The sequence below is a fragment of the Facklamia sp. HMSC062C11 genome (genome assembly GCF_001810675.1).
Lineage (GTDB): Bacteria > Bacillota > Bacilli > Lactobacillales > Aerococcaceae > Facklamia > Facklamia hominis.
The window spans coordinates 43152-54862 of record NZ_KV802399.1 but is presented as its reverse complement, the minus strand read 5'-3'; the positions used below and the strand labels follow the sequence as shown (position 1 = coordinate 54862).

Annotated in this window: 10 protein-coding genes and 1 pseudogene; 1 reads left to right on the top strand and 10 read right to left on the bottom strand. The window is 33.3% G+C overall.

Annotated elements, in window-relative coordinates; translation table 11 throughout:
• Positions 1-199 precede the first annotated feature (199 nt).
• A complete protein-coding gene (locus HMPREF2758_RS04705) occupies positions 200-1144 on the top strand; it encodes an Abi family protein (protein ID WP_070609409.1) in 945 nt (314 codons plus the stop codon).
• Positions 1145-1426: 282 nt separating this feature from the next.
• Here the strand turns inward: HMPREF2758_RS04705 and HMPREF2758_RS04700 are convergent, their stop codons facing one another.
• From HMPREF2758_RS04700 to HMPREF2758_RS04655, 10 genes and pseudogenes are all read right to left on the bottom strand, one after another.
• Positions 1427-1648: a DUF3784 domain-containing protein gene (locus HMPREF2758_RS04700; protein WP_006908820.1), complete on the bottom strand. Its 222-nt coding sequence runs from the start codon at positions 1646-1648 to the stop codon at positions 1427-1429.
• 399 nt (positions 1649-2047) lie between these two features.
• Positions 2048-2419, bottom strand: a pseudogene (locus tag HMPREF2758_RS09030) (NUDIX hydrolase).
• A gap of 207 nt (positions 2420-2626) precedes the next feature.
• Positions 2627-3535 carry a GNAT family N-acetyltransferase gene (locus HMPREF2758_RS09120; RefSeq protein WP_148128879.1) on the bottom strand — a complete coding sequence of 303 codons (909 nt, stop codon included), beginning with the start codon at positions 3533-3535 and terminating at the stop codon, positions 2627-2629.
• A gap of 770 nt (positions 3536-4305) precedes the next feature.
• Positions 4306-4812: a hypothetical protein gene (locus HMPREF2758_RS04685; protein WP_006908818.1), complete on the bottom strand. Its 507-nt coding sequence runs from the start codon at positions 4810-4812 to the stop codon at positions 4306-4308.
• Positions 4813-4822: 10 nt separating this feature from the next.
• Positions 4823-5569: an alpha/beta fold hydrolase gene (locus tag HMPREF2758_RS04680; RefSeq protein ID WP_006908817.1), complete on the bottom strand. Its 747-nt coding sequence runs from the start codon at positions 5567-5569 to the stop codon at positions 4823-4825.
• A 59-nt stretch (positions 5570-5628) separates the two neighbouring features.
• Entirely contained in the window at positions 5629-6255 is a 627-nt protein-coding gene (locus tag HMPREF2758_RS04675) for an L-2-amino-thiazoline-4-carboxylic acid hydrolase (protein WP_006908816.1), read from the bottom strand.
• A gap of 51 nt (positions 6256-6306) precedes the next feature.
• Entirely contained in the window at positions 6307-7131 is an 825-nt protein-coding gene (locus HMPREF2758_RS04670; RefSeq protein WP_006908815.1) for a class I SAM-dependent methyltransferase, read from the bottom strand.
• A gap of 84 nt (positions 7132-7215) precedes the next feature.
• Positions 7216-7854, bottom strand: a complete 639-nt coding sequence (locus HMPREF2758_RS04665; RefSeq protein ID WP_016648329.1) for a DUF6796 family protein — start codon at positions 7852-7854, stop codon at positions 7216-7218.
• 244 nt (positions 7855-8098) lie between these two features.
• Positions 8099-9820: an ABC transporter ATP-binding protein gene (locus HMPREF2758_RS04660; protein ID WP_070609407.1), complete on the bottom strand. Its 1722-nt coding sequence runs from the start codon at positions 9818-9820 to the stop codon at positions 8099-8101.
• On the bottom strand, positions 9804-11558 hold the full coding sequence (locus HMPREF2758_RS04655) for an ABC transporter ATP-binding protein (protein ID WP_006908812.1): 1755 nt from the start codon (positions 11556-11558) through the stop codon (positions 9804-9806). Before HMPREF2758_RS04655 ends, HMPREF2758_RS04660 begins: the two co-directional genes overlap by 17 nt.
• Positions 11559-11711 lie beyond the last annotated feature (153 nt).

The following is an 11711-nucleotide window of genomic DNA, read 5'->3' as shown; positions in this document are numbered from 1 at the left end:
CACATGGCTTGAGTGGTCAGTATGGATAAAATTGTAACTTTTTCAAAAGCCTTGTATGTGGGAACATATCTATCTCTGATTATACATCATAAAAAATTATTTCTTACAATCCTTGACTTTAAGTATAATTCTGCTATAATTTAGCTAAGGAACAAGCCCTCGCCATACGTGGCGGGGCGTTTTTTTATGAGGTGTGTATATGAGTAAACCGTTTAAAACTTATGATGAACAAATTGAAATACTCTCAAATAGAGGTTTAAACATTAATAATCCAGAATATGCTAAAATTATTTTATCACAAGTTAATTATTATAACCTTATCAATAGCTATAAAAATCCATTTTTAGACAATACATCTTCTAATGAGGTAGAAGATGTATATAAAGCTGGTAGTAGTTTTGAAGAAATTTATGCTCTTCATGAAATGGATCGTAAATTAAAAGAAGTGATTTTTTCTTCTCTACTCCGTTTTGAGAAACTTCTAAAAACATCCTGTGCTTATCATTTTTCAGACTTATACAGAGATGGACTATATCCTTACTTACAAATTGAAAATTATTCTGCATCAAAGCATCAGCTAAATTATGTTTTGAAAAATATAGGGACATTATCCAATGCCATAAGTAGAGAAAATAAAAATTCAAATGGCAAGAAACCTATTAAGCATTATATAAAAAAGCATGACCACATCCCTCTTTGGGTTCTTGTAAATTTCCTTACTTTAGGAAATATATCTTATTTTTATAATTCCCTAGATGAATCTCTTCAAAATAAAAATGCTAAAGATTTTGGTGAGAGATATAAAGAGAGTTACCAGTCTAAAGAAAAAATTAGTAAGACTGAACTTATAGATATAATTAAAATCTGTAATTTTTTCAGAAATGTTTGTGCCCATGATGAAGTCATGTATTCATTCTCATTGAATAAAGCTGGTCAAACCGCTATATTTGAAAAGTTTTTTGATGAGAATTATACTGGAAAAAATTTACATGATTTAATATTGGTCCTTAAACTAGTTATTCCTGAAAAAGAATACCAATCTTTAATCTCATCAATTAGCTCCATCAAAAATAAATATGAAGATAAATTTACTAGTATATCAATTGATTCCATATTTGCAATTTCAGGATTTCCTAATAAGTAGTTATTAACTTAACTACTTATTTTTTATTTGCTCACGATTATCCTCAATTGCTTATGATAATATTATACTAAATATATTTAAGCCTATTAAGTAAAATCAAAAGACCCGACTTGGTCCGCGTTGTTAAGAGGCGTGTCGGGTACTGTTAAGTATTATAATACACATTTATATCTATTTTTCAAATCTTCTATTTATCATATAAATTTTCCAAACTAATTATATATAATTAGTTCTCTATTTCGACGTCCTCAAAAATTAATAGATAGACAAAGGAGGAGGCATTTATTTAATGATTATCATGTAAATCCCAATTAAAATAAAGATAATGCCAATGATAAGTTCTACCAATCCTACCTTTTTAGCATAGTATTCTGTCTTTCTTCCAGATTTATAATCCGCCTCAAAACCGTTAATCAAATTATATTTTTCTTTAAAATAGATCAAATATCCAAATGTAGTAAAAACGACTCCCACTACTATAAGTATTATCTTTAGTAAATTCATTAAGTACCTCTCTCAAAACTTCCTATGTTAATAAATCTTATTATCACTTCTCAAAAATCAAATTGTAATTTACTTATATTTTGAAGATCCTTATTTTTCCCGATCTATATCCATAAAAATTTTACTGATTATTAGTTATATCCTATAAACTAACTATTCTATCACCCTAATCAACACCTATACTATTTTCTTAACAACAATACTATACACTCACAATGTATCAAGACTACCCTGATGATAACCATGAATCAAGAAGCCTGTCTGTACGCTCATTGCAGGAGGTAGGCCGGCAAGAGGAGTATCGCTGGAGAGTATGTGTCCAAGTGCGCTGCGAACTTGGATTTGTTAAGCTCTTTCATCTGTAATGATATGTTTAACTCCGATATGATCTAATTGGAGTTATTCTTGCATAAAAGATTGAAAAGCTTTGTAATTATAAAGTTCATCAATAGGTATCCAGTGCATAGTCTCTTATACGCTGCCCATAGTAACGCTCTGGCTGATAAGATTCTTATTGCCCTTCGGTTTCATCATGTAATAGAAGGCAATCTCATGGCAGTCGTAGCCCTTTAAGTCGGAACTTCCAGCAAAGAAATTATCGTGTACCACAGCAAGATAATCTACCTCATATTTGACCCCGGTTTCTTCAAATACTTTCCTTTTTACGTCCTCCTCAGATGTTTCCCCTAAAAGAACTCCTCCGCCTATGGAGTAGTAATAGTCATTGACTTTATTTCCTGCAAACAAGACGCAATTATCTTCGACTATAATTGCTGCTGCTCTATATCTAAACCACTTATCTCAATCTCTAAAACAACAGTCATGTTGCATCGCTATATTCCTTTAAATTCAAATAATTGTTCATACATAGGCTTTTGCAGTTTCAGCACATCCCATTTCGTTAAAAGTATACTTTTGAAACATCTTAATTACCGGATTATCGATAGCAATATCGTCATAAAGAACATCTACACCATTCTAGCAGTCTTCCAAAGACGGCGTATTATGCGTAATGAGGCCTGCCCATTCCTCTCTCGTCATCATGTTGACGTGTCCCTTACGAAGTCCACCCATCTGCGGCACAGGTACTTCCTCGGTTGTCCATTGATACTTGAATCCAAGCTTCTCCTGCACACGTTTCGATTTCTCGTTGCCATCATAGTAGCCACACCACACCCGGGAAAGTTTCATATCTTCAAAGGCGTAGCGCAACAGTTCCCTTGCTGCTTCCGTAACAAGACCCTGGCCCCAGTAGGGTACACCCATCCAATATCCAAGCTCCGCCTCGTCATCCTTTTCAGCAAGGTCACTGTGAAAATGCAGACCAATGCTGCCAACAGGTAGTCCTGTCTCCTTCAGCGCGACGGCGTAAGTCTCGGGCACCATCAGCACATCCAGGATAACCTGACGACTGTTTTCCACGCTTGTATGCACCGGCCATCCGGCAATAGGACCTACACGTGGATCTTTTGCGTATTTATAACACTCTTCCGCATCCGCTTCTTTCCAAGGACGGAGAATCAGCCGCTCTATCTGGAGCGGCTGTATAGGGCGAAGCTCAATGCCGACCACGCTGTACTTTTGCTGCTCGCCTTTTGTATAAAAAATATCCATATCAGCCGGTGACGCCGTGCCGATATTCTGAGCTGTGTAACCGCATTTCAGCAGAGGCAGCTCGTGATAAAGCTCTTCAAAAGACTTAAACACATGCAGGTCTGTCACCTGTGCATTCAAACGCTCTGAGGAGTTTCCCATCAAGACGAATTCGATCATGTCTCCGATTTTGACCGTTCTCCTTTTTTCGTCATACAGGCGAAGCTCTATCGTCTTTTCTCCGCTTTTTATCATCCGAAACGGAGCATCGTTAAGATTCATTCTATGCTTCATGTTTTTTATCCTCTCTCGTGGTTTATTCCTCCATGGACATCGAAACTACAGTTACAGTACTATTTGACAACAACCTGAGCGTTTCAAGCCGTTCATCCTGATTTCCTCGACATCAATACCACCGTCTCAACATGCGTTGTCTTTTGATTGGGAACATAATTTTTTATCCTCGTCATTCTTGTAGGAACACAATTTATTAATGTCATTGTCTTTGGCATTTTTTCTTTTATCTTTAAAGTTATTAGAATCTTGACTATCTTTAACTCCTGTTTTGAAATAGAATGTTAAGTCATAAGGATGAACTGTTCCGTCTTTATCAATTCTACCCACCACGACTTTATCAACTATGCTTTCAAATACTATTCTGTTAAATTCCTCTATAATTTCTCTATTCTCTAAGATCTTTTCAAATTGCTTTAATCTTTCTTTGATAGAGTTTTCATCTTTTATTGTTAGTTCCAGTGTTTTCTTTTCATCAAGTAATTCTTCTTTTTGCTTTGTAAGTTTTTTATACTTTTTAGCATAAACTTCTTCGTCTATACTATCTTCTAAATGAAGATCAACTAACTTTTTTTCTTGACTAATGATTCTATTTAATTAGTTTTCTATCTTTTTCAGATCTTTAAATAAAGTGTTATCATTAATTTCTTCTTCAACAATTTTAAAAAGTCATCTATTATCGTTGAATCTGCATGGCATAATTGCCTATAGCTTTCAACAAAAGCTTTTTCTATTGCTGCTTCTTTTATTCCTTTCTTTCAAATTTTATTTTATAATCCAAGTAGAATCACTAGCCACGCTTCTACTATGGATGCGATTGGAATTAATAAAAATGGCACCAAGATAAAATGTTCCTTAATGGCCAAATGTTTCATCCAATTTCCAAATTCGTAGTCCTCATGTCCTTCTGTGCCCGGTATGACTATCCTATCCTTGTACTTTCCTTGGAACAAAAGTACATCCAATAAAAAGAAATCTCCCAAGTTTAATATTATCCACTGAATATAGCTCATCCAGAAAAGATCTCTAAGCTCTCTTATTCCAGTATGTAAAAGAGAGGTCACTCCATATATAAATACGATTCCTGAAATTATAATCGTAAGTATTGCATTTATTCTTTTTTCTTCTTTCGTCATCTTTTCTGGAGCCGAATTTTGTATTTCTTTTGGATAGGAATCGAAGAAAAACCTCGGGTTAATCAATACAAAAGCTGCCACTGCACCATTAAAGATAGCAGCCATTGCAATTCCATCTAATATTGCTCGTGTTATATCCATAATATGCTCCTTATTTGTTTTCCAAAAAGATCTTTAGCTTCTCAGCGTATTCTTTTGGATGTTCGTGGAGAAATTGTCCGTGGCCCATTCCTTCGAACACCTCTGTCTTCATTTGCGGAAGATACTCTCTTAAAATCTTTTCACTTTTTCCAGGGATAGGCTCTTCACTTCCTCGCCAAAACATTACCGGATTTGAAAAGTTGGTTAAAGTTTTTGGAACTTTGTAATGATAGATAAACTTGCAGACATTTTTAATCGTCTTTTTTGAAATTTGCGGATACATCATTTCTATTACGCTTAGATTATCCTTGCCCATAAGCTTATCTAATAAAAATTTAGGTAGAGGCTTTTTATTTTTAATTCTACTTGTCCCAATAATAAAAGCACAGGTAAATGGCCTTGCCATCAAGCCCAAGTCGGCAGTAATCGCCCCATCTAATAGGACTCTCAAAGCAGAAATATTTCCTCTTCCAATGAGTTCAACTGCGATGGTCGCTCCCATAGAAAATCCACATAGTCCATAGAGACTCCCGCTCATTTCATTTAATATGTAGCTCTCTATGGAATCTATGGTTTCTTTCATTGAAGTTAAATCTTTTGGATTACTTCCATAATGTCCGTCCAATTCACAGAAAATTACAAAATAATCTTGCAAATAAGGAAGCAACGGTTTGAAACATCGATCTGCAGTTGAAGCAAGGCCATGAATAAATAATATTGACTTATTATTTCTATTTCCATAGGTAATGATATTCATTTCTTTTCCCTTAATTAAAATTTTTTAAATCAAATAGACTAAAAATAATAAATTATCTATTACTCTTTGTCTCCTAGAATGAAGAAATCGCAGTAGTCTCCTCCCTTAGCGATGGTTTCTTTTCTATGTAAAACTCCATGTTGAAGTTTTATCATGACTTCATCTAGTTCACAAAAAAGAGGCATTAGTTCAAAAACTCCAAGCTTTTTTGTGTAAGCACAAATCGGACAACGGGTAATTCTATAATAACAAGCTCCATCATAAGGCTGGTCAACAAAGTCCACTTTAAAAGAAGTTGGATATTGTTTTTCCTTTTTTTCTGTGTACCACTTGTAATACTTAAGAATATTTTTCTTATTGGCCTCTTTTCCTCTCTTAGTATTTAGATTAATTAAGGAAAAAAACCATTTGACAGAATAAAGAGATTTGCGCATCATTTCTCGGATGGTTTCTGGCGGAATTTTTTTCTCACTTGCTAAATATGGAGATACAAATACTAGAGCAAACATTTCATTGTAAACCATTGGGTTATCAGCACCGATGTCATCCATATTCTCAACCAAATCTCTATAGACACCTTTGCTCTTTCTAATAATATCCGAAGCATATACTTTACCATACTTTTCTATAAGAACTTTTTTCATCGGACCTTTAAATAATAAGAAATAAAAACCCTTATATTTCATCTTACATACCCCATCAATTTTCCAAATTTTTATAGTAATTTATATACTATTTTATTTTTTTCCAATAATAAGAGTTGAGCCGTAAAGTCCTAACAATAAAGCTTCTTTGTGACCCATAAAAAGACCCTTTGTTGTATCAATTAATTGCACATCTTCGTAGCCATCTTTTTTAAGCCTTTCGATAAATTTATCCATATCTCCGTATCTTGATTTATTTGTCAAATCATGAATAACAAAAACGCCACCTTTTTTAAGTACACGAAATGTTTCTAGTAAAAGTTCTTGCTTATTATGTCCCATTATATTGTGATAAACGTAGTTGCTTGTCACCACATCGAAGCATTCATCTTCAAATGGAAGATTCACTGCATTGCCCTCTTCAAATCTCACATTAGAAACACCTTCAGCCTTTGCATTGTCCTCACAAATCTTTTTAGAAAACTCCCCTTTATATGAACCGCTCCAAATATCACAGCCCACCATGGTCGCTTTTGGATTTCTTTTTGCGCAAGCAATGGTAAGTGCACCGCTACCGCATCCTACATCTAGTCCAACGCCGCCGTCCGGGATCTTTACATAGTCAGCAGTCCCATCTATTATGACTTTAGCAAGCTTCCTCTTGCCCTTGTAATCAAAGGTTCGATACATAAAGGAAAGCATCATTGAAAAAAATAGAAGGATTAAGACTGCAATTCCTAAAATAATTCCACAGATAATCCTAGGAGTTCCACTGAGAACAAGGTCTGTCCCTGCGAAAATTATAAAGAGAATAAAAGTAATTATAGTCCCTCCGATGAAATTCCTAAGTAAACTTGCAGGAACCCAGTTTCTATAATCAGGTTTTGTACTCTTATCAATAAAATTTGACTGTTTCATAAAAAATTCTCCTTTAAATAATAAATTTTATAAAATTCCCCTGTATCAACTAAAATAATGATTCTAACCCTTTACTTTATAAGCTTATAAATTCATATTAGTATAGTTTATCAATAAAGATAAGTAGTAAACAAAATAAATTATGTTAAGCCAACCACCGCGAATAATCATATGCAGTCCCTTTGGCAATCTTCCAACAATTGGAGTAAAAATCAAAAGAAATATCGGTGTAAATAAGGCCTGCCATCTTGGAAATACGGTGAATCCAAATAAAATTAACACTGCTATTGCTATATTTGCTATAGCCATAATCCCAAAAACTATTTTTGCTTGAAGTTTTAAAAATTTTAAAAACTCATCAAAAGCTTCTTTGTTTTCGTACCTAGATAATAAGCCTAAGTAGGCACATTGAATATGATAAGCTCCACCAAGTATCATTCCCAAGATATTTATTAAAAATACAAACCAAGCAAGATTTAAATAATTTTCCTGACATGATAAAACAATATGATAAAATCCAATGCAATATATAAAGGCAGCTATTGGACCTAAAAGACCACCAATGTATAATCTTTTTATGCTAACATTTTTCATTATGCCAATAATATTATTTATAGTATCCTTGCCATCGTAATCATTTGGATCATAATATAGGGTCATGTCTCCCAAAAACATTAGAAATGAACCCAAAATACCAATTAATATACTCTTGTATAAAGTCATAATTAAACGCCTCCTTACACTTGGATGATATTAATTATCAATTTAATTATAGCGTATAACGCTGATTTCTTTCAATTATATGATTTGCTGCGTTAAACTAAGCAAAAAGTTAAAGGTCATCCGAAGACTGCCGATATTTTTATCATATTGGAATAATCCATAACACTTTTGGGTTCTTCGAAATAGACAAACGGAGAATACTTCCACATAACAGATGCTATTGCAAGTCTTTGCTTCTGTCCTCCTAATAAATAAATTCTTCTGCCATTTTTGTTTTTTCTATTAAGTTCCTATAAACTTTTGATTTTTGTAAAAGCTCTTCATGTTTGCCTTCACTTTCTAATTTTCCGTTTTCAAGAACTACAATCTTGTCTGCATTTTCTATGGATTTCATTCTGTGTGAAATGATGACAACAGTTTTATCTTTAATTAGATTATTTAAAGACTCTTGAATTTTTTTCTCATTGTCAACATCAAGGCTTGCTGCTATCTCGTCTAAGATCAATATCGGTGCATCTTTTAAGAAGGCTCTGGCTATTGATAATCTTTGTCTTTCTCCGCCTGATAGTTCAGCACCGTTTTCACCAATAACTGTATCGAAACCCTTATCCAATTTTTCTATAAAATCTGTGCAATTTGCAAGTTTTGCTGCTCTTTTAACTTCTTCGTCACTTGCATCTTGCTTTCCGATCCTAACATTTTCCATAACGCTTTGATTAAATAGAACTACATCTTGGAAAACAATAGACACCTTATCAAAAAGGGATTCTGTTGATATTTCTTTTATATCTTTGCCATCGATTAAGATTTGTCCCTCGTCGTAATCATAAAGTCTTGATATAAGTTTCAATATAGTTGTTTTGCCGCAACCACTTGCTCCTACTAAAGCAGTTACCTCTCCCTGCTTAGCTTTAAAGCTTACACCATTTAAAACTTTTGTGTCTTTATTGTAGGCAAATTCAACATCTTTTAAATCAATGTCAAATTTTTTTAGTTCATAGTCATCGCCTTCTTGTAAATCTTGATTTTGAATTTCTTTTAATCTTTCAATTTTAGGCGATAAATAAAATATCTCCATCATTCCCTCTTTAGATGCATCAAGAGCGTCTTTTATCTTCATAGCCGCTAGTAAATATCCTATAAGGTAGAGGGCGCTTATCTCTTTATTAATAATTAGATTTACGCCAACAAATATTACAACTGCAAGGGAAATAAAGCTAAATATTGAAGATATAGACATAGTTAAAATAAGTCCTATTTCTGTCTTTAAGTGGACTTTTTCACTTTTCTCCATTTTTTCATACAGCTTTTCCTTCATTTCCTCTGATAAGCCATAGGCTTTAATCTCCATTTGCATTTCGATATTTTCCTGAAAACTTTCTGAGTTTTCTCTTAGAATATCATAATATCTTTTTTGTCCCTTAACCTGATGTTTTTTAGATAGTGGTATAAATATAAAACTTAATATCGTTGGAATAATTACAGCTAAACCCATCTTTACATTGCCAACTAACATCATGATGGATATAAGTGGGAAGAAGAGTGCCATACCGCCCACTTTTGGTATCGAGTGGCTCATTGCATGCTCTATTCCTTCAATGTCAGCCATGATTGTTTGGGCTAGATCTGAAATATCATGTTTAGAAAAGTATGATAGAGGTAGTTTTGATAAATTCTCCGCTGTCCTTATTCTTAAGTCTGCACTTTCTTGATAGGTTGTGCTATATAATTTATCGTATTCGACTGAAAGCAAAATATACATTGCTATCAAGGTCAAGGCTGAGAATACTATATAAAATCCCTTGCTTTTATCCATATTTTCCAAAACTTCCTGAGCAAAAATCATTAGTAATATGGCAGGAAGCATGTTTATACAATAAACGAAAAATGAGGATAGTGTTGCTTTACTTAAATTTCTTGCTCCTTTATCTGTAAGAGCAAATCTTTTTTTATAAAACTCCTTCATTTGAAACCCTCCATTCATTCGCACTGTTAAACATCTCTTGCAGTCTCTTATAATTTGAATCTTTTGATATTAACTCTTGATCTGATCCTCTTTCTATTATCTTGCCATTATCCATTACAAGAATTTCATCAAGGTCTTTAATTGTAGAAAGCCTGTGAGCAATCATAATAACTGTTTTATCCTTCATAAGATTTTTGAAAGCTTTTTGTAATTCAAATTCGTTATCTGGGTCAATTGATGCCGATGCTTCATCCATAATAATAATTTTGGAATCCTTTAAAATTGCTCTGGCAATGGCAATTCTTTGTTTTTCGCCGCCAGATAAATAAACTCCCTTTGAGCCTATGATTGTATTTTCTCTTTCTGGGAATTTGTCTAATATCAAATCGCATCCTGCTAATTTTAAGGCTCTCATAACGTCATCTCTTGTCGCTTCTTTATTAGCTAAGGCTACATTTTCATAAATGCTTTTCTTGAATAATTTTGAATCTTGAAAGACAAAGGAAATGGCTTTAATTAAGGCTTCGTCAGAATATTCACTTATTGCTATCCCGCCTATCTTTATGTTTCCTTCATTAACATTGTAAAAACCTGATATAAGTTTTGCCACTGTTGATTTACCTGATCCAGATGAACCGACTAGTGCATAGGACTTTCCCTCTTCTAATTTAAAGGATAAATTTTCAATGACAGCTTTATCGTTATAAGCAAAGCTAACATTCTCAAAGTCTATATTATAGTTTTTAAAATTATTGACATTACCATGCACTAATTTGTCTTTTTGCATATCTTCATAAAGCGCCTCTAAAGTATCCACTGCATAATTGCCTTGAGAAATGTACATAGAGTACCACATCATTCTCATAAATGAAACAAAGAGAACTCCTGATAAAAATAAAATCATGATAAGTTCAAGTAAAATCACCTTGGTACTACCTAAGCTAGCCATAAAATAAATTATAGGAATAATTAAAATCGCAATCAGTCCAAAAAATAAGCATTGGTATAAAACATAAGGCTTTTTACAAGATAGGGAATAATCATAAGCGTATTTCGAGTAATCTTTTATCGCCTTGTAAAAACTTTTAAAGGACTCTACATTTGCTCTAAATATTTTTACAACTTGCATCCCTCTAACGTATTCAACAGTCTCAGCACTTAGTTTAGATAGGGCTTCTTGGTATATTTTCATAAATTCTTGCTCGCCCATCATCGCCCCTAAAATTAAGCCACCAATTATTGTAAGAGCAAGCAAGGTTATGCCAACTCTTATACTTACTATAAAGCCTAGTACAAGGACAAGTATGGGTGTAACTATTGCCTGAGAACTATCTGGAATCATGTGAGCTACTACCTGATGAGTTTGTGCGGCATTGTCATCTATGATTTTTCTAATTTGACCAGAAGGGTTCAAGTCAAAAAACCTAAAACTAGCTTTCTCTAAACCATCGATCCCTCTTTTTCTTAAATTTGTTTCAAGTCTAAATCCCAGGATGTGTGAAAACATTTCTGAAACAAAATAAAATATTGCTCCACTGGTTAGTGTAATAACAGATTTTAATGCTAAACTCTCTGCACCAGATAAATTTGAATTAATTATTAACTTATCTAGAAATTTGTAGATTATATAATATCCATATACCGTAAGTGCAGCAGATATAGCAGAAAAAACTATAGCTAAAACCCCAAGATATTTTTTATCCTGTACATAAGCAAATAGTTTTTTGTAAATCTTCATAATCATATCTCCTTTATTTAATATCCCTTTTAGATATAAATTTCCTTGTTTGATAATAAGTAACATTGCTTTCATATTATATAATATAGGTTATAATTGCTAATACAATAGTTTTGGATTAATAAGGCTAATTGGAATATTGTATAAAAGGGA

Excerpts from the sequence above, each read along its gene's own strand:
- HMPREF2758_RS04665 (WP_016648329.1), bottom strand. The coding sequence starts at position 7,854 with ATGACTTTATACAAGAGTATATTAATTGGTATTTTGGGTTCATTTCTA.
- HMPREF2758_RS04685 (WP_006908818.1), bottom strand. The coding sequence starts at position 4,812 with ATGGATATAACACGAGCAATATTAGATGGAATTGCAATGGCTGCTATC.
- HMPREF2758_RS04680 (WP_006908817.1), bottom strand. The coding sequence starts at position 5,569 with ATGAATATCATTACCTATGGAAATAGAAATAATAAGTCAATATTATTT.
- HMPREF2758_RS04675 (WP_006908816.1), bottom strand. The coding sequence starts at position 6,255 with ATGAAATATAAGGGTTTTTATTTCTTATTATTTAAAGGTCCGATGAAA.
- HMPREF2758_RS04705 (WP_070609409.1), top strand. The coding sequence starts at position 200 with ATGAGTAAACCGTTTAAAACTTATGATGAACAAATTGAAATACTCTCA.
- HMPREF2758_RS04700 (WP_006908820.1), bottom strand. The coding sequence starts at position 1,648 with ATGAATTTACTAAAGATAATACTTATAGTAGTGGGAGTCGTTTTTACT.
- HMPREF2758_RS09120 (WP_148128879.1), bottom strand. The coding sequence starts at position 3,535 with ATGAAGCATAGAATGAATCTTAACGATGCTCCGTTTCGGATGATAAAA.
- HMPREF2758_RS04670 (WP_006908815.1), bottom strand. The coding sequence starts at position 7,131 with ATGAAACAGTCAAATTTTATTGATAAGAGTACAAAACCTGATTATAGA.
- HMPREF2758_RS04660 (WP_070609407.1), bottom strand. The coding sequence starts at position 9,820 with ATGAAGGAGTTTTATAAAAAAAGATTTGCTCTTACAGATAAAGGAGCA.
- HMPREF2758_RS04655 (WP_006908812.1), bottom strand. The coding sequence starts at position 11,558 with ATGAAGATTTACAAAAAACTATTTGCTTATGTACAGGATAAAAAATAT.